Here is an 18,431-nt window from a genome sequence, read left to right on the forward strand (position 1 = left end):
TGGACATGAAGCGTACACGCAACATCCTCGCCGTCGCTGTCTTCCTGCTGGTCGTACTCGTCGGCGTGCCCTGGCTGATCGAGGCGACCGGTCGGCTCGACCTCTACTACACGCTGACCTCGGTCGCGCTGCTCAGCATCGCCAGTGCCGGGGTGTGGGTGACTTTCTACATCGGCCGCATCAATATCGGCCAGGGCGCCTTCGCGCTTATGGGCGGCTATGTTTCGGCCATTCTTGTCGTCCAGTACGGTGTTTCGTTCTGGCTGACACTGCCGCTGGCTGGGCTATTCTGCGCCGCTGCAAGCGTGCTGATCGGACTGCCCATCCTCAGGCTTCGCGGCGTCTATTTCGCCATGGTCACGCTGGTTTTGACCGAAGTGGCGCGGCTGCTCGCGCTGGCACTGCCGATCACCAACGGAGCCAAGGGTATGGTCAGCATTCCGCTCCCCGGCGGCATCTCGATCTTCGGGCTGACCATCCTTCCAGATTTCGCGACGCTCGCTAATCCGCGTCCCGCCTTCTATCTGGTGTCGGTTGTGCTGATGGTGCTGTGCTTTGCGGCGCTCTACCGCCTAGTCCATTCGCGCATCGGCAAACTCTGCCAGTCGTTGCAGCAGAACGAGGAACTGGCCTCCTCGATCGGCGTCAACATCGCCTATCTGCGCGTTATCGCCTACGCCATCTCCTCATTCCTCGGCGGTCTCGGCGGTGCGATGTTCGTCGCCATCTCGCAGTCGATCTATCCGTCGAGCTTCACCGTCACCGACTCGGTGAACTTCATGCTGAACTGCTTCCTCGGCGGGCTCGGCCACGTCTTCGGGCCGATGATCGGCACCTTCGTGCTCTATTTCGGCTGGGATTTCCTGTTCGAGACCGGCGAGTTCCAGTTGCTGATCTTCTCTTCGGTGCTGATCGCGCTGATGCTGTTCCTTCCCAACGGCCTGCTCAGCCTCAGGCTGTTCGGCAAGAAGCAGGGCTAGGACCATGACCGAGCTTCTCCAGATCAAGGCCGTGACCAAACGCTTCGGCGGGCTGGTCGCGGTCAACAATGTTTCCTTCGCGGTCCGCGAACGCGAAATCCTCTCCGTCATCGGCCCCAACGGCGCCGGCAAGTCGACGCTGTTCAAGCTGATTTCCTCTTTCCTCAATCCGACCTCGGGCGAAGTGCTGTTCCGAGGGGAGCGGATTTCAGGCCTGGCGCCGCATATCGTCGCCCGGAAGGGCGTGGTGCGCACGTTCCAGGAGACGACGATCTTCAAGGGCATGACGGTGCGCGACAATGTCATCATCGCGCATCACCTGCGTTCCAATGCCAGCCTTGCCGGCTTCTATCTCGGCACGAATACCGCACGGCGCGACGAGGATGAATTCGGCCGCTCGGCCGACGAGATCATCGACTTCCTCGATCTCGGCGCGCAACGGCATGAGATCGCCAGCACGCTGCCGCATGGCCATCTGCGCGCGCTCGGGATTGCCATCGGGCTCGCCACGAACCCGACCGTGCTTCTGCTCGACGAGCCCTTCGCCGGCATGAACCATGACGAAACCGTGCGCGCGGTGGAGATGGTGCGCGGCGTGCGAAAGCGCGGCGTGACTGTCCTGCTGGTCGAGCACGATATGCCCGCCGTCATGAACATTTCCGACCGCATCGTCGTCCTGAACTTCGGTGTGAAAATCGCCGAGGGAACGCCAAAGGAAATCCAGGAGAACGAAAAGGTCATCGAGGCCTATCTCGGCGCCGAAGATGAGACGATCGGATTTTAGCCATGGGCGAACTGCTGAAAGTCTCCGACGTCGAACTCTACTACGATCATGTCTATGCACTGAAGGGCGTGTCGCTCAACGTCAACGAGGGCGAGACCGTCGCGCTGATCGGCGCGAACGGCGCGGGCAAATCCTCGATCCTGCGCGCCATCACCGGCCTGAAGAAGGTCCGCAGCGGCGAGATTCATTTCCAGGGCCACCGCATCGACGGAACGCGCCCGGACGAGCTGGTCAGGATGGGCATCGCCATGGTGCCGGAGGGTCGGCGCGTCTTTTCCTACATGACGGTGCGCGACAATCTGATGATGGGTGCCTTCACCCGCACCGACAAGGCCGAAATCGCGAGGACGCTGGACATGGTGCTCGGGCGATTTCCGCGCCTGAAGGAACGCTATTCCCAGACGGCGGGCACGATGAGCGGCGGCGAACAGCAGATGCTGGTGATTGGGCGGGCGCTGATGGCCAAACCGAAGCTTCTGCTGCTCGACGAACCCTCGCTCGGCGTCGCGCCGAAGCTCGTCCAGGACATCGCCCGCTCCATCGTGGCGATCAATCGCGACGAAAAGGTCAGCGTTCTCTTGGTCGAGCAGAATTCGCGCATGGCGCTGCGCATCTCGCAGCGCGCCTACGCACTGACGACCGGAAAGATCGCGCTGGCCGGACATTCGGCTGAGCTGCTTGGCGACGACCGGGTCAAGAAACTCTATCTTGGCGGCGAAATATGAAAGCGCAAATGGACATACTCGTCGTCAATCCCAACACCACCGCGTCCATGACCGAGAAGATCGGCGAGGCGGCACGCGGCGCGGCTTCGGCCGGCACCAGGATCATCGCGATCAATCCGAAGGATGGGCCGCCGAGCGTCGAAGGCTATTTCGACGAGGTCTTCGCCATCCCGGGAATGATCGGCGAGATCCAGAGACATCCGGCGGCGAGCGCCTGCGTCATCGCCTGCTTCGACGACACCGGCCTAGACGCAGCGCGCTGCGTCGGGGAGATGCCGGTGGTCGGCATCGGCGAAGCGGCGTTTCACATGGCGAGCCTGATTGCCGGCAGGTTCAGCGTCGTGACGACGCTGTCGCGTTCGGTGCCGGCGATCGAGCACAATCTGGTGCGCTACGGCCTCGCCAGCCGTTGCGCCAGGGTGCGGGCAAGCGACGTTCCCGTTCTGGAGCTCGAAGTGCCCGGCTCCAACGCCCGCCATCGAATTTCTGAGGAGATCGAGTGCGCCATCCGCGACGACCGGGCCGAAGCGATTGTGCTGGGATGCGCCGGCATGGCCGATCTCGCCGCTGCGCTCAGCCGCGAACATGGCCTTCCCGTGCTCGACGGCGTCGCCTGCGCGGTTAAACTCTGCGAGAGCCTCGTCGGCCTTGGCCTGTCGACGTCGAAGCGCGGAGGTTACCAGGTTCCACTCGAAAAATCCTTCGCCGGAATCTTTGCGCCCTTCTCGCCCTCCGGCCGTGCATCCTGATGCGTGCAAATTCGTTGACATTCCCGCACAGGATGTTCGATGTCCGGCCTGAAGCGCGGTGTTCGCGCCGCTATGCGATCCAGCCGCCGGGACAATGAGACGATGGACCTGCTTCGACCAAAGACACGGGACGGCAAGCCGGCGATGCGCTGGTTTCCGGTCTATGCCGGCCTGCGCGACGCCATCGTCAGCCACCGCCTCGCACCGGGCACAAAACTACCCGAGGACGAACTCGCCTCAATCTATTCGGTGAGCCGCGCGGTGATACGCGCGGCGCTGCAGGCGCTGTCGCATGACCGCTTGGCCCGGCTCGAGCCGAACCGCGGCGCGTTCGTCGCCCAGCCGACCAAGCAGGAAGCGCGCGAGGTGTTCGAAGCGCGGGCGCTGATCGAGCCCAAGGTCGCGGCGCTTGCCGCCGACGTGGCAAAGCCGGCCGAGATCGCGCAACTGCGGCTTCATCTCGAAAAAGAGCATGAGGCCCTGCATGCCGGCCGCGACAGCGACGCCATCATGCTGTCGGCAAAATTCCACGTCGGGATCGCCGAAATCGCCGGCCATTCGATCCTTACCGGCTTCGTCAAAGACCTGCTGTCGCGGTCGTCGCTGATCATCGCGCTTTACTGGCGCCGCCGCGACACCACCTGCGAAAGCCAGGCCCATCACGCCCTTGTCGATGCCATCGAAAAACACGACGCAAAAGACGCGTCCGACCTGATGCGAAGTCATCTCGTCGACCTGCTGTCGGGCCTTGATCTGTCGCTTGGCGAGAAGAAGCCCGAGAGCCTGTCGGACATCTTGCGCTGATCTCCGCTGGCAAACTCTTCGCCGGAGTTCGCCGACGTCCGCGCCATGCTGGGCGTGATTGAAGGCATAGATTCGGTCCATGCCTGCTGCTTCTTCGTTCCTGCCGTCATAACGGTAGCGCTCGTAGGGTTCGCGGCGCTGCCCTCCAGCCGCAACTGCTCCTGCTGGGCCATAGAGTCAATATCAGTCCCTCCCGCACAACGAGCCGGTCGGGCAACGCGCCCGGATCAGAGCTTGAAGCGGCAATGGCGCTGCCTGCTCGTTCCGATTGGCGAGGCGGAGGGCAGAAAACCACCCACCTCGGCCATTGGCGGCATCCCGCTGATTGAGTTTGACCCTAAAGCGGAATGCGTTTGGATTGAACCGGCATTCCGCTCTATCTCTTTGTTTAGCCGGATTTGTGCGACGCCAAGTGTTTCCACTTGGCTGCAAAATGCCCTACGTGAAACGCTCTGCCGGGCTGGGTTAAGCCAAATCCATCGGGCTTGGGCCAGAGGCAAGCAAACGGGCGAGGATCGGCCCTGAAGCGGTTTTCGATCCGCGGCCACGAAGCTGTCGACAGAACAGCCGCACGGTCTTCACTCAGCGCGACCGCGCGCGATGTCGGTTTGGCTTGTATCGCCGGTCAGCGCGTCGGGACGGGATGCTCGCCGCGATAATCGTAGAAGCCGCGTCCGGTCTTGCGGCCGAGCCAGCCGGCCTCGACATATTTCACCAGCAGCGGGCAGGGGCGGTATTTCGAATCCGACAGGCCGTCATGCAGCACCTGCATGATCGACAGGCAGGTGTCGAGGCCGATGAAATCGGCGAGCTGCAGCGGTCCCATCGGATGGTTGGCGCCGAGCCGCATGGCGGTGTCGATCGCGTCGACCGAGCCGACCCCCTCATAGAGCGTGTAGATCGCCTCGTTGATCATCGGCAGCAGGATGCGGTTGACGATGAAGGCCGGAAAATCCTCCGAGACGGTGATCGTCTTGTCGAGATGGTTCACATAGGCCTTTGCCGCTTCGAAGGTCTGGTCCTCGGTGGCGATGCCGCGCACCAGTTCGACCAGCTTCATCAGTGGAACCGGATTCATGAAATGGATGCCGATGAAACGCTCCGGCCTGTCGGTCTGCGCGGCGAGACGGGTAATCGAGATAGACGAGGTGTTCGTCGCCAGGATGGCTTCCGGATTGAGCTGCGGGCAAAGCTGGGCGTAGATCTTGCGCTTGACCGTCTCGTCCTCGGTCGCCGCTTCGATGACCAGATCGGCACCCGCAAGGTCGGCCATGGTGGGCGCTGCCGAGATGCGCGCCATCGCCTCGTTGCGCAGCTGTTCCTCGAGTTTGCCGGAGCCGACTTGGCGGGCCATGTTGCCGCTGATCGTGGCGATGCCCTTTTCGATGCGGTCGGGTGAGATGTCGTAGACCAGCACCTTGTAGCCCGCAAGCGCGGACACATGGGCAATGCCGCCGCCCATCTGGCCCGCGCCGATGATGCCGATCGTCTCGATCTTGTTCATTACACCGATCCCGTCAAAAGGCCTTTGCGGCCTGCTTTTTGTGCGGTGCAAACTAAAAGGGCGGGGCGACTTCGTCTACCCCGCCCTTCACAATTTAATACGCTTTGGCAGAAGGCGTCAAAGCGCCTTTTGCAGTTCCGGCAGAATGACGAATAGGTCGCCGACGAGGCCGTAGTCGGCGACCTGGAAGATCGGCGCTTCCTCGTCCTTGTTGATGGCGACGATGACCTTCGAATCCTTCATGCCGGCAAGATGCTGGATGGCGCCGGATATGCCGACGGCGATGTAGAGATCGGGTGCCACGACCTTCCCGGTCTGGCCGACCTGCCAGTCGTTCGGCGCGTAGCCGGCATCGACGGCGGCACGCGAGGCGCCGACGGCCGCACCGAGCTTGTCGGCGATCGGCAGGATGACTTCCTGGAATTTCTCCGAAGAGCCCAGTGCGCGGCCGCCCGAGATGATGATCTTGGCCGAAGTCAGCTCCGGACGATCGGTCTCGGAAAGCTTGTTCTCGACGAAGCTCGACAGGCCGGGATTGACTGCTGCCTGAACCGTCTCGACCGGGGCGGAACCGCCCTCGGGTGCTGCCTGGAAGGAGGCAGTGCGCACGGTGATGACCTTTTTGGCGTCGCTCGACTGCACCGTCTGGATGGCGTTGCCGGCATAGATCGGGCGCTTGAAGGTGTCTGATGACACCACTTCGATGATCTCGGACACCTGCGCGACATCCAGCAATGCTGCCACGCGCGGCGCGACATTCTTGCCCGACGAGGTCGCCGGCGCGATGATCGTGTCATAGGCACCGGCTATGCCGACGACGAGCGCCGCCAGCGGTTCGGCGAGACGCTCGGTGAGTTCGTCGGCTTCGGCGAGCAGCACCTTGCTCACGCCCTTGAGCTTGGCGGCGGCGTCGGCTGCCGGCTTGGCGCCCTTGCCGGCGACCAGCACATGCACGTCCGAGCCGATCTGCAATGCCGCCGAAAGCGCCTTGGCGGTCTGGTCGGAAAGCGTCGCATTGTCGTGTTCGGCAATCAGAAGAATAGCCATTGATGGTTTCCTGACTTTCGTCTTCGAGGCGCCTGAAATCCGGTCAGGCCGAGTCGAAAACGGTTGGTTTCGAGAACCGGAGCGGAGCGTACTTCAGTACGTGAGCACCGGAAGCGGAGAAACCGGCCGTTTGCAGGCCGGCCTCATCGGATTTCCTTAGAGCACGCCGGCTTCGTTCTTCAGCTTGTCGATCAATTCGGCGACGCTCTTGACCTTGACGCCCGCCTTGCGGCCGCCCGGCTCCTCGGTCTTGATCACCTTCAGCCGCGGCTTGACGTCGGCGCCGTAGTCGGCCGGGCTCTTCTCGTCGAGCGGCTTCTTCTTGGCTTTCATGATGTTGGGCAGCGAAGCGTAGCGCGGCTGGTTGAGGCGAAGATCCGCGGTGACAATCGCCGGCATCTTCAGCTCCACCGTCTGCAGGCCGCCATCGACCTCGCGCGTCACCTTGGCCTTGTCGCCATCGATAACGACCTTGGAAGCAAAAGTGCCTTGCGCCCAGCCCAGAAGTGCGGCCAGCATCTGGCCGGTCTGGTTCGAATCGTCGTCGATCGCCTGCTTGCCGAGGATGACGAGACCGGGCTTTTCCGCCTCGACCACGCCCTTCAGCACCTTGGCGACGCCCAGCGGCTCGGTCTGCTCGTCGGTCTTGACCAGAATGGCGCGGTCGGCACCCATGGCGAGGGCGGTACGCAAGGTCTCCTGCGCCTGCTGCGGCCCGATCGAGACAACGATGATCTCTTCCGCCTTGCCGGCCTCCTTCAGCCGGATCGCCTCTTCGACCGCGATCTCGTCGAACGGGTTCATCGCCATCTTGACGTTGGCGAGTTCCACCGCCAAACCGTCAGCCTTCACACGAACCTTCACATTCGCATCCACAACCCGCTTCACGGGCACAAGGATCTTCATTTGCCTGTCACCTCTTTCACGATAGCCACCTCTTTCAAGATAGTCGGCGCGCTATAGCAGGGTGCGCCTCTTCAGAGTTGTCGAAAGCCGACATTCCGGACGGAATTCTAGTCTCCGACCGCCTAAAGCGCGTCGCGTTGGCCGGCCACACGCGACGCGCTTTAGGTTGTGTGTTTCATGCATGTCGATATCGCAAGACCGCTGCACTCTTTTGCGCGACATGCATTAGTGTGGGAAAGCTTCCGTAGTTGCGGCGACCCCGCGCGTCAATATCCGGGGCGCACCCAAATCATCCGTGACGCACTCAAATCGGTTCAGTCCGGGCTGGAGGCGCTTCCCCGTCCCCAGCGCGGCGCCGGCTGCGCTAGCGGGTCACTTGCCGTGGGTTCTGCAGCAGCGGGTGCCGGGCCGACGACCAGCGCGGTCTCTTCCTCAGGACCGGCAAGCAGTGGTACGGCGCGATTGCGCAAGATGAGCACCAGCACGGCCCCGGCGATGATGCCGCCGACATGGCAGGCCCAGGAGATCTGATCCTCGCCACCGGCGGCGAACATCACGATCTGGAACAGGATCCACAGGATGAGCGGGATGAAGGCCGGGATGCGCAGCGGGATGCGGGCGAAGGCCAGCACCCATACCTTCACGCGTGGATAGAGGATCAGATAGGCGGCGACCACGCCGGCGATGGCGCCTGAGGCGCCAATCAGCGGAACCTGCGAGTCCCACGCAATCAGGCCCTGAAAGAAGGCGCCGGCGATGGCGCAAAGCAGGTAAAAGATGAGAAAGCGGACATGGCCGAGCGCGTCCTCGACATTGTCGCCGAACACCCAGAGGAACAGCATGTTGCCGCCGAGGTGGAAAATATCGGCATGCAGGAAGGAATAGGTGACGTAGCTCAGGCTCTCCGGGATGACGACGAACTGCGGAGCCAGTTCGACGCTGTCGTGGACGACCGACGGGATGAAGCCGAGGCCCAGCACAGCGGCGTTGGTGAACTGCTCGCCGCCAAGCGCGGTGGCGAAGTAGATGAGCGTGTTGAACGCGATCAGGCCGATCGTGACATATTGCTGCTTGATGTGGCGCAGCCGGTTTGTGTCATAAAGCGGGATGAACATCGGACCCCCTCCCGCCTCGGCAGATTCAGCGGTTCTTGCCGGGAACCCATAGCACGTCGGCGTTTCCGTTGTCATTGACCGCGCGTGCGGCGACGAACAGAAAGTCCGATACGCGGTTGATGTATCTTATCGCCTCGCGGTTGACATGCTCGCTTGGATCCTGCGTCAAAGCCACCATGATGCGCTCGGCCCGCCGTGCCACCGTGCGGGCGAGGTGAAGGGCCGCCGCCGCCGGCGTGCCGCCATTGAGCACGAAGGATTTGAGCGGTTGCAAATCCTTGTTGAGCAGGTCGATGTCCTTTTCGACACGTTCGGTCTGCGAGGCAATGACGCGCAGCGGCTCATAGCCGAGCGGCTTGCCGTCGTCCGGCACGGCCAGATCGGCGCCGAGGTCGAAAAGGTCGTTCTGGATGCGGCCGAGCATCGCGTCGATCGCCGGAAGTGCTGCCGCGGTGTGGATGCGGGCCATGCCGATGCAGGCATTGGCTTCGTCGATCGTGCCATAGGCGTTGATGCGCAGATCGGATTTCAGCCGCCGTTCACCGGTGCCAAGGCCGGTGGTGCCGTCGTCGCCGGTGCGGGTGTAGATCTTGTTGAGCTTGACCACGCTGTGCCTCCCGAAATCGCCACCCTCGTCACTTGCGGGTGAAATACACCGCCAGCATGATCAGCACCAATGCCACGAACTGCAGCAGCACGCGCGTCTGCATCAGCTTGTTGGAGGTCATGGCGGAGCCGCCGCGCATCATGTTGATGAGGCCGCGGATCAGCACGATCACCACGGCGACCATGACGAGGACAGCGAGGATGTTGAAGACGGTTGCCATAGTGTGTTTCCAGTCGATTGCGTTCAGGCGCGTTTGGCAAGCAGGCGGTAGAGCATTGATGCCGGCAGGAGGCGTTTGAGGATAACGCCGATCCTGGCCGGCACCGTTACCACATAATGCGGACGCGGGCGCCGCGACAGAAGCGCATGGCGCAAGGCCGCATGAACCACCTCCGGCCCGGGCTTCAGCCGTGACGTGCTGCCGCCGGCCTGCAGCCGTTGCAGCTGCGCCTCGTAGGCGAGGCGGTGGACGGAATTCTCATGATCGATATTCCTAAGAAACCACACAAGACCATTGCTTGCGATCTTCGACGTCACCGGCCCCGGCTCGATCAGCGAGGCATGGATGCCGCTGCCCTGGAGTTCCTGATGCAGGCACAGCATCAGCCCTTCGATCGCATGCTTCGACGCCGAATAGGCGCCGCGAAAGGGCAGCGGCGCCAGGCCGAGAATCGAGGAGCAATGGACGAGACGGCCATGGCCCTGGCGGCGCATTACCGGCACGACACGGCGGGTAAGGTCATGCCAGCCGAAGACATTTGCCTCGAATTGCTCCCTGAGAGCTGCGACCGGCAGGTCCTCGACAGCGCCGGGCTGGGCGTAGGCGCCGTTGTTGAACAGGGCATCGAGCCGTCCGCCGGTCCGCCCCAGCACCGACGCTACCAGCGTCTCGATGGATCCGGGCTCGCGGTAGTCCAGATAGAAAGCCTCGATGCCATCGGCCTCGAGGGCGGCGATATCCTCCGGCTTGCGTGCTGTCGCGAACACCCGCCAGCCTTCCGCCTTAAGCGCCCGGGCGCAATAGGCGCCTATCCCGGAAGAAGCTCCGGTGACGATGATGGTGCGCAACTCTTCTCCAGGAGGAGGCGTGCTTTGACCGAGGCTTGCCATTTGCCGCAATCCCTTCCCATATTCGCGGCGTCGAGACAATCGAAGGGAACGCGGTTCGTGTTGCGGAAGATCGTAGCCGTCAAACGCGTGCTCTATGACGCGTTCGGCCATTTCGATGCGGACGATGGCTGGGCGATGGCCAGTCATCTGGCGATCACGGCGCTGATGGCGCTATTCCCCTTTCTGATTTTCGCCACGACGCTGGCCAGCTTCCTCGGCGCGCAGGCTTTTGCCGACACCGCCGTGCATCTCGTCTTCGACACCTGGCCAGAGCAGATCGCCAATCCGATCGCGCGCGAAGTGCTCAACGTGCTCACCGTGCAGCGCACCGACTTGTTGACCTATGGCGTGCTGCTTGCCGCCTTCTTCGCCTCGAATGGGATCGAGGCGCTGCGCACCTCGCTCAATCGCGCCTACCGCGTCTCCGAAACGCGCGGCATCATCTATCGCCGGGTGCAGAGCATCGCCTTCGTGCTGATCGCCACGGCAGGTTTTCTGGTGATCAGCGTGCTCGTGGTTTTCGCGCCCATACTGGGACGGCTGGCCGAGGCCAATTTCGAATGGGTAAAACCCTATATGGGGACGATCACGCTGTGGCGTTACATCATCGCCTCCGCCGTCATCGTCGGCGGGCTGTTTGCGGTGCATTACTGGCTGCCTGCGGGCAAGCGCCGCTTCGTCTCGATCATCCCGGGCATCATCTTCACACTGATTGCCTGGCTCGTCGGGTCGACCATCTTCGCCGCCTATCTCGACCGTTTCTCGTCCTATGTGACGACCTATGCCGGCCTTGCCTCGATCATGGTCGCGGTCGTCTTCCTCTATATCGTCTCGGCGATCTTCATCCTCGGCGGCGAGCTCAACGCCGCGATCAGCCGCTATTTGGAGGCACGCGCCCGCGTTGGCTGATTCTTGGTCGGATGAGCGGTTGCCAGCCCGACGCCGAGCGTCGCGATCGCCATGCCGACGATCTGGACCAGGTTCAACTGTTCGCCGAACAATAGCCAGGCGATGACCGCGGTGACGGCCGGGACCAGATAGAACAGCGAAACGACCTTCGACATCTCGCCGTCGCGGATCATCACCATCAACAGGAAGATGGCGCCGATCGACAGCACCAGCACCAGCCATGCCATGGCAAAGATCAGCTCGCTGTTTATAACGACGGTTCGCGTCTCGAAAGCGAGCGAGGCCAGGACCATCACCGACGCGCCGCCGACATATTGCCATTTGGTGGCCGCCACGAGATCGCCGCCGGAGGCGAAGCGCTTCTGCCAGATCGTCCCGGCGCTCATGCCAAGCACCGAGACAAGCGAAGCGGCCAGCGTCTCGGCCGTCACGCCGCCACCGAGCGCGCCGAGCTTCGGCCAGAGCACGATGACAACACCGACCAGGCCGATGCCGAGACCGGCCCAATGGCGCGGCAGGATGGCCTCGCCGAGAAACCGGCCGGCCATAACCGCCGTGATCAGCGGCTGCAGCCCGACGATCAGGGCCGAGAGCCCGGCCGGCATGCCCCTGTGGATGGCCCAGAACACGCCGCCGAGATAGACGCCATGCATCAGGATGCCGGCGCCGGTCGCGTGCAGCGCTTCCACGCGGGTCGCCCGCCTGGAACCGAGTGCTGCCATCAAGGCGGCCTGCAAGATCGCCGCCAGAACGAAGCGCGCGGCCAGGAAAGTGAAAGGCTCGGCCCATGGCATAGCGTAACGCGCGCCAATGAACCCGGTCGCCCACAGGACGACGAAAGAGGCGGGGATGAACCGCTTGATGCTGTGCATTTCGGGAAGCTGCCGCGTGTTCGGTGAGGGTTGACTGCCGCGACTGCTCTAATGCGGTTCAACCTGGCAAGCAAAACCAAACGGTTGATCCATAGGCTCATCCGAATTGAAGGTTGCGCTGGTCAGGGAGGATCAAAACATGATCCAGTTCCTCTGCACAAAGGATTTCGTTCTTCGACTGAGTCCGAAAGGGATTGTCGACGGTCGCTGCCGGCCGGTCTGCAGCTGCCAATCCAACGTCTGCGATTAGCCGTAGCCCCCGCACCTTCGTCATCCTAGGGCGAAGCAAGGAGCGAAGCGACGCGGCGCAGACCCTGGGATCCATTCCGTGACCTCCGCCGAAGAATGCAGCGGCTCAGAACGGCGACCGACTATGCCACCATGACCGTGGGCCAGAAGCGGGGCACGATCTACATCGGCGTCACCAACGATCTCGACCGGCGCATGCCGGAGCTTAAATCCGACGACGGCTCGCGCTTCGCCAGCGGGGGTGGTAGGCGTTCGGTTCTGGTCCGCTGGAGCACTGCCGCAAGGCAACGGCATGGATCCCAGGGTCTGCGCCGCGTCGCTTCGCTCCTTGCTCCGCCCTGGGATGACGAAGTGGAGGGATGGTTCGGCTAATCTCGAAGGTTGGTGATTTCCCACTGGACGTGTTGACGTTCGCTGCCGATCGCCTCGACATGTCAAAACTATCGTGTCGAGGAACTAAATCCCAATCATCCGCCGGACATCGGCCGGTGATGCGCCGGCTTCGCGCAAGGCGGCAACGCCGGTATCCCCAAGACTCTTCGACAGCTTTCGTCCGTCTGGGCCGAGGACGAGACGATGGTGGAAGTAACTTGGTTGCGGCAGGCCAAGGATCTCCTGGAGCAGGCGCTGCACGCTGGTTGCGGAATAGAGGTCCTGGCCGCGCACCACATGGCTGATGCCCTGCAGCGCGTCGTCGACGACGACGGCGAGATGATAGCTTGTCGGGATTTCACGGCGCGCCACGATTACGTCGCCCCAGTCCTGCGGCCGGGCTTGCACCGTGCGTGTTTCGGAAAGCCTCTCATCCGAAAATTCAAGCCATGACACGTCTGTGCCGACGCGCGCCATCGCAGCATCGACGTCCAGCCGCCAGGCGAAGGGCGCATTTTCGGCAATCCGACACTGGCGTTCCCGGGTCGGCAACGCCTTGTCGACGGCGGGATAGAGCGGCACACCGTCCGGGTCGCGTGGCCAGTCGCGGCCGCGCTTTTCGCTGGCGGCAATGAAGGCGCGGATTTCGCCGCGGCTCATGAACGCCGGGTAGACGAGCTCTTCCCTGATCAGCCGGTCGAGCACCGCCTGATAGTCGGCGAAATGCTCGGACTGACGGCGCACCGGCTCTTCCCAGCCAAGCCCGAGCCATTTCAGATCGCGAAAAATGCCGGCCTCGAATTCCGGCGTGCAGCGCGTCGTGTCGATGTCCTCGATGCGCAGCAAAAGGCGCCCGCCCGTTGCCCTCGCCAACTTTTGATTGAGCAGCGCCGAATAGGCATGGCCGAGATGCAGTTCGCCATTCGGGCTTGGCGCGAAGCGGAATGTCAGGAGTGTCATCGTTCGGCGGCAATCGGGTTGTGCGGCGCTTTCGCCAATTGCTACTTTGCGCCTGATTGTGAATTGCCATTTTGCGCTGGGAACAAGCAGACATGCAACGCATCGCCACGCTCGACGACATCTCGCAAGGGCTGGACGCGCTCTGCCTGCTCGACCCGCGCCTCACAAAGGTGCGCGGCATGGCCGGCGAGGTGCCGCTTCGGCTGTCCGAGCCGGGGTTCAGGAGCCTTGCCTCGATCATCGTTTCGCAGCAGGTTTCCCGCGCCAGCGCCGACGCGATCTTCGGGCGGCTGACAAAACTCGTCGATCCGTTGACGCCGCAAGCCATCCTTGCCGCCGACGAAGCCATCTTTCGCAAGGCCGGACTGTCGCGGCCGAAGCAGCGCGGCCTGATCGCCGTGGCCCGGGCGGTGGCCGATGGCCTCGACCTCGATCACCTCTGCTTGCTCGATGCCACCGATGCGATCACGGCGATGACCAAGGTGTCAGGCATCGGCCCGTGGACGGCGGAAGTCTATCTTTTGTTCGCCGCCGGCCACCCCGATGTCTTCCCGGCACGCGACGTTGCCCTGCAGAGCGCGGTCGGCCACGCGCTCGGCATCGACCCGCGTCCGCCCGAGAAAACACTGATCCAGCTCGCCGAATCATGGAGCCCGTGGCGAGGTGTCGCATCGCGGCTTTTTTGGGCCTATTATCGCGAATTGAAGGGCAGGGAGGCAGCGCCTCCGGCCTGAATTCGCAAAAAAGCATTGAAATCAGCCGCTTTTGGCGTGGCGTTTGATCGACAAGCCGCTTCACATCCCTGTCATGTCGGGCTTACAGTATCCACACCGATCGGTTCTAGAACCAAGGAGGTCAACAACGTGACGGTTGCCGTATCTCCGGATGGGCTTCCAGCACTGGTGCTGAACGCGGATTATCGTCCGCTCAGCTATTACCCCCTGTCGCTCTGGTCGTGGCAGGACGCCATCAAGGCGGTGTTCCTCGAGCGGGTGAACATCGTCGCCGAATACGAGCACGCCGTGTCGTCGCCGACCTTCTCGATGAAGCTGCCAAGCGTCGTCAGCCTGAAAGCCTATGTGAAGCCATCGCGGCATCCGGCCTTCACCCGCTTCAACGTGTTTCTGCGCGACCGTTTCCAGTGCCAGTATTGCGGCACGCCGGAGGATCTGACCTTCGACCATGTCGTTCCCCGCCATCGCGGCGGCGCGACGACGTGGGAGAATGTCGTCGCCGCCTGCTCGCCGTGTAATCTGAGAAAGGGCGGCATGATGCCGGCGCATGCCAAAATGTGGCCGCTGCAGAAGCCCTATCAGCCGACGGTGCATGATCTGCACAACAATGGCCGCCTGTTCCCGCCCAACCATTTGCATGAAAGCTGGATGGATTATCTATACTGGGATGTCGAACTCGAACCTTGAGATCATCCGATAATTCGGGAGGCTGGCCGTCTGAAGCGATTTTCTGCGCTTCCGGTGCTCACGTACTTTAGTATGCTCCGCTCCGGTTCTCGAGAATCACTTCATACGACTCAGCCTGCCGAATTCTTGAACGATCTCGCGTCGGCTCAGTGGCTCAGTCCCGGGCAAAGGCGCCGCGGAACGCTATGACCGCCAGGAAAAGACTGGCGATGGCGTTCCAGCCGGCCAGCGACAGGCCGAGAATGCGCAGTGCCGCCTTGTCGCAGGATGGCGGGACGAATTTGTCGAGCGCGTCGAGCACGCCCTTGCCGCCGGTGTCAACCGGTCCTGCCGCCGCCGCACAATCGGTCGGCCCCGGCCACCACGCCCATTCCACGCCGGAATGATAGGCGCCGAGATAGACGCCGTAGGCCATCAGCAGGCCGCCGACGGCCAGCAGGCCGCGTGTCAGCCAGGCCGGCCAGCGCAGCGCCGACGACAGCGCCGCCAGCAGCATCAGCGGCACGCCGATGTAGTAGGGGGTGCGCTGCTCCAGGCAGAGCTTGCACGGGATGTAGCCGCCGAGATGCTGGAAAGCCAGCGCCGAGCCGACGGTGGCGGCCATGGCGACGGCGAGGAACACCGCCGTCCGCATGCGCTGGCCTCCAGTATCAGCACTCACGGTCGCTGTCATCGATCTACCGTCCATTCCCGTCAGAGCAAAGGATGGGTCAATTTGAACATCCTTGCTCTAGCCCGGACTTCTCAGACTGGCCCGGACTTCTCATACTAGAAGGCGTATTTGGCGACGATATAGAGCGAAATCAGGGCAGCGGCGCCGGCACCCGCGATCATGCCAAGGCGCTTTTCGATGAACTCGCGAATCGGTTCGCCATAGCGGCGCAGAAGCCAGGCCAGGAACAGGAAGCGGGCGCCGCGCGCCACGATCGCCAGCACGATGAACAGCAGGAGATTGACGCCGATGACGCCGGACAGGATCGTCACCACCTTGATCGGCGGCAGATGGGCGAGGCCGGAGGTGATCAGCATCAGGATGATGAAGCCGACGCCCGACGAGACGCGCAGCGCCTCGAAGTCGTCATACTTGCCGTAGAATTCGAGGATCGGCTTCGCCACCGTGTCGTAGGCATAATGGCCGATGTACCAGCCGGCGATGCCGCCCAGAACGGAAGCGAGGGTGGCGACCAGCGCGTAACGATAGGCGCGATCCGGCCGCGACAGCGCCATCGGCAGATAGAGCACGTCAGCCGGCACCAGGAACACCGAGCTTTCGACGAAAGCGATAAAGGCCAGCCACCACTCGGCGGATTTCTTTGCCGCCAGCGACAAGGTCCAGTCGTATAGTCCGCGAAGCATCGGCACCCCTGATGTATGTCGCCCAAATGCGCAGCGGTTTTGGGATAACCACATGCATAAAAACAAAGACCAACGCGCGCCACATGAATCTCCAGCCGCGACGCGCTTCAATGCGCCGCCTGTCTAGAAAGATTTTCCGCGCCGCACAATGGCCGCAGCATCACGAAATCGAAAGGCTGGGGTTGAGCGAAGGCCGCATGCCGGGAATTGGCCAGTTGACGAACAGGCCTCCAACCGTATAGTCCGCGCCCATCCAGGCCGCCTGGCCTGAGCCCCTATGGCGGAATTGGTAGACGCGCTCGACTCAAAATCGAGTTCCGCAAGGAGTGCTGGTTCGATCCCGGCTAGGGGCACCATTTTCCACCCGAGACGCCTTGAAAGCTCGGCGGGTATCCCAGGCGCACCGTGGGATAACTGCTATTGAGGCCGGGTCTTCCTGATACCTTCGGATTACGCGCCTAAGCCGCTATTACATCGGCCCCGGCACCATCTTGGTCGGCTGCTCCGGCATCGGAAATGCGTAATTGTCGCATTTCACGTCAGGGTTCGTCGGGCTGAACATTCCGAGCGGGTTGTCCTTGAACAGCCAGGCGTGAAGATCGTAATGGTAGAACTCCGTCGGAATAAGCGGATAATGTCCCTCCATCGGCCCCTGGAACGTCTGTCCAAAGAGTTTCGGCGGCTCCTTGGTGTCAGGCGTCAACGGTGCAAGCCATTCCACGGCCACCAGGCGCAAGCCGCCGTCGACCGGCTCATAGATAAGGACATTGGGGCGCGTCGGATCTGGTGTCGGGCTGACGCTCCCGACGTTGACGAAATGAATGCCCATCGCACCCTTGGGGTAATCCATAGCTCCAGCCACTTTCTCGCCGCTGTAATAAACGCATCCGACCGTCGAGAGATAGAGGTCGCGGATGGCGGCCTTGTAGTCTTCGTACTTGGCTAGCGATTTTTTCAGGGCCTCGATCTCGGCCTTGTCGGGCTCGGCGGCCTGACCTGCAGCCGCAGTCAGGCAGGCGCCGATGAGGCCGGTCAAAGCGAGAATACAGCGGCGCCTGAAGTGCGTTGTTTTCGTCATGCATTCCTCCCAGTTTTTGTTCTGGCCATGCAAGACCGAGGCGGCAATGATGCTGGTTGCGCGGCCGAGATTATCGCCGATGCTAATCCTTTCCGCTGGTTGGGAGAATTAGCCCTCATGACCTAGGTCGTCTGCACGGTGATTTGGTTCTTGACTGAGCCTGAAAGGACTGTCGACGATCACTGCCGACCGGCCTGCAGCTGCCAATCTCCAACGTCTGCGATTAGCTAAATCCCACCTCGCCTTCGTCATCCCAGGGCGGAGCAAGGAGCGAAGCGACGCGGCGCAGACCCTGGGATCCATGCCGTTACCCAAGCCGAAGAATGCAGCGGCCAAGAACGGCACTTGTACCGCAACTGCGCTCGTTACCGTTCAGCCATGACCGGCTATGCCTAAATGACCGCAAGCCAGAAGCGCGGCACGATCTACATCGGCAACGATCTCGGCCGCCGCTTGCCGGAGCACAAATCCGGCGGAGGCTCGCGCTTCACCAGCCGCTACGGCGTGCAGCGTCTGGTCTGGTACGAGGAGCATTTTTGACATTCGCGACGCCATCCAGCGCGAGAAGTCGCTGAAGCGCTGGCCGCGCCAATGGAGGATCGAGCTGATCGAGAAGACCAATCCAGAATGGTTTGAGCTTTTTCGCGGAACCAGGTGGTAGCGTTCGGTTCTGCTCCGCAGGAGCACTGCCGCGAGGTAACGGCATGGATCCCAGGGTCTGCGCCGCGTCGCTTCGCTCCTTGCTCCGCCCTGGTATGACGAAGGGAGAAATGTTTCGGCCACTCTCCAGCTCTGCGATTTGCCACTGAAAGGAATTATCGACGTTCGCTGCCGGTCGGCCCTGACCTGTCAAAATCACTGTGTCGAGGAACTAGGCCCTAGC

General features: G+C 62.4%; 21 protein-coding genes, 1 tRNA gene and 1 pseudogene. 11 read left to right on the forward strand and 12 right to left on the reverse strand.

Annotated elements, in window-relative coordinates:
• Nucleotides 1–5: 5 nt before the first annotated feature.
• The 5 genes from NKH36_RS22620 (at nucleotide 6) to NKH36_RS22640 (ending at nucleotide 4,042) form a co-directional block, all read left to right on the forward strand.
• Complete coding sequence (locus tag NKH36_RS22620; RefSeq protein WP_023797267.1) at nucleotides 6–980, forward strand: branched-chain amino acid ABC transporter permease; 975 nt, start codon at nucleotides 6–8, stop codon at nucleotides 978–980.
• 4 nt (nucleotides 981–984) lie between these two features.
• On the forward strand, nucleotides 985–1,764 hold the full coding sequence (locus NKH36_RS22625; protein ID WP_091600118.1) for an ABC transporter ATP-binding protein: 780 nt from the start codon (nucleotides 985–987) through the stop codon (nucleotides 1,762–1,764).
• A gap of 2 nt (nucleotides 1,765–1,766) precedes the next feature.
• A complete protein-coding gene (locus tag NKH36_RS22630; protein WP_123145975.1) occupies nucleotides 1,767–2,489 on the forward strand; it encodes an ABC transporter ATP-binding protein in 723 nt (240 codons plus the stop codon).
• Between the two features lie 8 nt (nucleotides 2,490–2,497).
• Nucleotides 2,498–3,238 (forward strand): aspartate/glutamate racemase family protein, encoded by a 741-nt coding sequence (locus NKH36_RS22635; RefSeq protein ID WP_352953670.1) that lies wholly within the window; start codon nucleotides 2,498–2,500, stop codon nucleotides 3,236–3,238.
• Nucleotides 3,239–3,340: 102 nt separating this feature from the next.
• Nucleotides 3,341–4,042 carry a GntR family transcriptional regulator gene (locus tag NKH36_RS22640; protein WP_095491658.1) on the forward strand — a complete coding sequence of 234 codons (702 nt, stop codon included), beginning with the start codon at nucleotides 3,341–3,343 and terminating at the stop codon, nucleotides 4,040–4,042.
• A 625-nt stretch (nucleotides 4,043–4,667) separates the two neighbouring features.
• On the opposite strand, the gene NKH36_RS22645 is transcribed toward NKH36_RS22640, so the two are convergent.
• The 7 genes from NKH36_RS22645 to NKH36_RS22675 all read right to left on the reverse strand — a co-directional run bounded on the left by NKH36_RS22645 (nucleotide 4,668) and on the right by NKH36_RS22675 (nucleotide 10,331).
• A complete protein-coding gene (locus NKH36_RS22645; protein WP_352961996.1) occupies nucleotides 4,668–5,546 on the reverse strand; it encodes a 3-hydroxybutyryl-CoA dehydrogenase in 879 nt (292 codons plus the stop codon).
• 117 nt (nucleotides 5,547–5,663) lie between these two features.
• Nucleotides 5,664–6,593 (reverse strand): electron transfer flavoprotein subunit alpha/FixB family protein, encoded by a 930-nt coding sequence (locus NKH36_RS22650; protein ID WP_352961999.1) that lies wholly within the window; start codon nucleotides 6,591–6,593, stop codon nucleotides 5,664–5,666.
• A 156-nt stretch (nucleotides 6,594–6,749) separates the two neighbouring features.
• Entirely contained in the window at nucleotides 6,750–7,499 is a 750-nt protein-coding gene (locus NKH36_RS22655; protein ID WP_352962002.1) for an electron transfer flavoprotein subunit beta/FixA family protein, read from the reverse strand.
• 314 nt (nucleotides 7,500–7,813) lie between these two features.
• A complete protein-coding gene (locus tag NKH36_RS22660; RefSeq protein ID WP_352962005.1) occupies nucleotides 7,814–8,614 on the reverse strand; it encodes a rhomboid family intramembrane serine protease in 801 nt (266 codons plus the stop codon).
• Nucleotides 8,615–8,639: 25 nt separating this feature from the next.
• Nucleotides 8,640–9,221, reverse strand: a complete 582-nt coding sequence (locus tag NKH36_RS22665; RefSeq protein WP_352962008.1) for a cob(I)yrinic acid a,c-diamide adenosyltransferase — start codon at nucleotides 9,219–9,221, stop codon at nucleotides 8,640–8,642.
• A 28-nt stretch (nucleotides 9,222–9,249) separates the two neighbouring features.
• Nucleotides 9,250–9,441: a twin transmembrane helix small protein gene (locus NKH36_RS22670; protein ID WP_029348580.1), complete on the reverse strand. Its 192-nt coding sequence runs from the start codon at nucleotides 9,439–9,441 to the stop codon at nucleotides 9,250–9,252.
• Between the two features lie 23 nt (nucleotides 9,442–9,464).
• Nucleotides 9,465–10,331, reverse strand: coding sequence for an SDR family oxidoreductase (locus tag NKH36_RS22675; RefSeq protein ID WP_352962012.1), 867 nt, complete (start codon nucleotides 10,329–10,331; stop codon nucleotides 9,465–9,467).
• 57 nt (nucleotides 10,332–10,388) lie between these two features.
• On the opposite strand from NKH36_RS22675, the gene NKH36_RS22680 reads away from it, so the two are divergent.
• A complete protein-coding gene (locus NKH36_RS22680; protein WP_352962015.1) occupies nucleotides 10,389–11,240 on the forward strand; it encodes a YihY/virulence factor BrkB family protein in 852 nt (283 codons plus the stop codon).
• Here NKH36_RS22680 and NKH36_RS22685 read toward each other — a convergent pair.
• Complete coding sequence (locus NKH36_RS22685) at nucleotides 11,210–12,112, reverse strand: DMT family transporter (protein ID WP_352962017.1); 903 nt, start codon at nucleotides 12,110–12,112, stop codon at nucleotides 11,210–11,212. The two genes, NKH36_RS22680 and NKH36_RS22685, sit on opposite strands and share 31 nt — an antisense overlap.
• Before the next feature lie 345 nt (nucleotides 12,113–12,457).
• Between NKH36_RS22685 and NKH36_RS22690 the strand changes: the two genes are divergently transcribed.
• Nucleotides 12,458–12,733, forward strand: a complete 276-nt coding sequence (locus NKH36_RS22690; RefSeq protein ID WP_352962020.1) for a GIY-YIG nuclease family protein — start codon at nucleotides 12,458–12,460, stop codon at nucleotides 12,731–12,733.
• A gap of 84 nt (nucleotides 12,734–12,817) precedes the next feature.
• On the opposite strand, the gene gluQRS is transcribed toward NKH36_RS22690, so the two are convergent.
• The gene (gene gluQRS / locus NKH36_RS22695) at nucleotides 12,818–13,693 is read right to left on the reverse strand and encodes a tRNA glutamyl-Q(34) synthetase GluQRS (protein ID WP_352962023.1); all 876 of its coding nucleotides are present in this window, start codon (nucleotides 13,691–13,693) and stop codon (nucleotides 12,818–12,820) included.
• Nucleotides 13,694–13,785: 92 nt separating this feature from the next.
• Between gluQRS and NKH36_RS22700 the strand changes: the two genes are divergently transcribed.
• On the forward strand, nucleotides 13,786–14,427 hold the full coding sequence (locus NKH36_RS22700; protein ID WP_352964603.1) for a DNA-3-methyladenine glycosylase family protein: 642 nt from the start codon (nucleotides 13,786–13,788) through the stop codon (nucleotides 14,425–14,427).
• Between the two features lie 129 nt (nucleotides 14,428–14,556).
• Complete coding sequence (locus NKH36_RS22705) at nucleotides 14,557–15,114, forward strand: HNH endonuclease (RefSeq protein WP_029348574.1); 558 nt, start codon at nucleotides 14,557–14,559, stop codon at nucleotides 15,112–15,114.
• A 154-nt stretch (nucleotides 15,115–15,268) separates the two neighbouring features.
• Here the strand turns inward: NKH36_RS22705 and NKH36_RS22710 are convergent, their stop codons facing one another.
• Complete coding sequence (locus NKH36_RS22710; RefSeq protein ID WP_352962028.1) at nucleotides 15,269–15,787, reverse strand: disulfide bond formation protein B; 519 nt, start codon at nucleotides 15,785–15,787, stop codon at nucleotides 15,269–15,271.
• A 95-nt stretch (nucleotides 15,788–15,882) separates the two neighbouring features.
• On the reverse strand, nucleotides 15,883–16,470 hold the full coding sequence (locus NKH36_RS22715; RefSeq protein WP_352962030.1) for a YqaA family protein: 588 nt from the start codon (nucleotides 16,468–16,470) through the stop codon (nucleotides 15,883–15,885).
• Nucleotides 16,471–16,741: 271 nt separating this feature from the next.
• Here NKH36_RS22715 and NKH36_RS22720 point away from each other — a divergent pair.
• Nucleotides 16,742–16,826, forward strand: a tRNA-Leu gene (locus NKH36_RS22720).
• Between the two features lie 113 nt (nucleotides 16,827–16,939).
• Here the strand turns inward: NKH36_RS22720 and NKH36_RS22725 are convergent.
• Nucleotides 16,940–17,548, reverse strand: coding sequence for a hypothetical protein (locus tag NKH36_RS22725; protein WP_352962033.1), 609 nt, complete (start codon nucleotides 17,546–17,548; stop codon nucleotides 16,940–16,942).
• A gap of 396 nt (nucleotides 17,549–17,944) precedes the next feature.
• Between NKH36_RS22725 and NKH36_RS22730 the strand changes: the two are divergent.
• A pseudogene (locus NKH36_RS22730) lies at nucleotides 17,945–18,209 on the forward strand (GIY-YIG nuclease family protein).
• Nucleotides 18,210–18,431: the final 222 nt, after the last annotated feature.

Source organism: Mesorhizobium sp. M1312 (assembly GCF_040318115.1).
In the GTDB taxonomy this organism is placed as follows: Bacteria; Pseudomonadota; Alphaproteobacteria; order Rhizobiales; family Rhizobiaceae; genus Mesorhizobium.

Excerpts from the sequence above, each read along its gene's own strand:
- NKH36_RS22625 (WP_091600118.1), top strand. The coding sequence starts at position 985 with ATGACCGAGCTTCTCCAGATCAAGGCCGTGACCAAACGCTTCGGCGGG.
- NKH36_RS22715 (WP_352962030.1), bottom strand. The coding sequence starts at position 16,470 with ATGCTTCGCGGACTATACGACTGGACCTTGTCGCTGGCGGCAAAGAAA.
- NKH36_RS22710 (WP_352962028.1), bottom strand. The coding sequence starts at position 15,787 with ATGACAGCGACCGTGAGTGCTGATACTGGAGGCCAGCGCATGCGGACG.
- NKH36_RS22700 (WP_352964603.1), top strand. The coding sequence starts at position 13,786 with ATGCAACGCATCGCCACGCTCGACGACATCTCGCAAGGGCTGGACGCG.
- NKH36_RS22685 (WP_352962017.1), bottom strand. The coding sequence starts at position 12,112 with ATGCACAGCATCAAGCGGTTCATCCCCGCCTCTTTCGTCGTCCTGTGG.
- NKH36_RS22645 (WP_352961996.1), bottom strand. The coding sequence starts at position 5,546 with ATGAACAAGATCGAGACGATCGGCATCATCGGCGCGGGCCAGATGGGC.
- NKH36_RS22655 (WP_352962002.1), bottom strand. The coding sequence starts at position 7,499 with ATGAAGATCCTTGTGCCCGTGAAGCGGGTTGTGGATGCGAATGTGAAG.
- NKH36_RS22675 (WP_352962012.1), bottom strand. The coding sequence starts at position 10,331 with ATGGCAAGCCTCGGTCAAAGCACGCCTCCTCCTGGAGAAGAGTTGCGC.
- NKH36_RS22635 (WP_352953670.1), top strand. The coding sequence starts at position 2,498 with ATGGACATACTCGTCGTCAATCCCAACACCACCGCGTCCATGACCGAG.
- NKH36_RS22670 (WP_029348580.1), bottom strand. The coding sequence starts at position 9,441 with ATGGCAACCGTCTTCAACATCCTCGCTGTCCTCGTCATGGTCGCCGTG.
- NKH36_RS22690 (WP_352962020.1), top strand. The coding sequence starts at position 12,458 with ATGCAGCGGCTCAGAACGGCGACCGACTATGCCACCATGACCGTGGGC.
- NKH36_RS22620 (WP_023797267.1), top strand. The coding sequence starts at position 6 with ATGAAGCGTACACGCAACATCCTCGCCGTCGCTGTCTTCCTGCTGGTC.
- NKH36_RS22650 (WP_352961999.1), bottom strand. The coding sequence starts at position 6,593 with ATGGCTATTCTTCTGATTGCCGAACACGACAATGCGACGCTTTCCGAC.
- NKH36_RS22630 (WP_123145975.1), top strand. The coding sequence starts at position 1,767 with ATGGGCGAACTGCTGAAAGTCTCCGACGTCGAACTCTACTACGATCAT.
- NKH36_RS22660 (WP_352962005.1), bottom strand. The coding sequence starts at position 8,614 with ATGTTCATCCCGCTTTATGACACAAACCGGCTGCGCCACATCAAGCAG.
- NKH36_RS22640 (WP_095491658.1), top strand. The coding sequence starts at position 3,341 with ATGGACCTGCTTCGACCAAAGACACGGGACGGCAAGCCGGCGATGCGC.
- gluQRS (WP_352962023.1), bottom strand. The coding sequence starts at position 13,693 with ATGACACTCCTGACATTCCGCTTCGCGCCAAGCCCGAATGGCGAACTG.
- NKH36_RS22725 (WP_352962033.1), bottom strand. The coding sequence starts at position 17,548 with ATGACGAAAACAACGCACTTCAGGCGCCGCTGTATTCTCGCTTTGACC.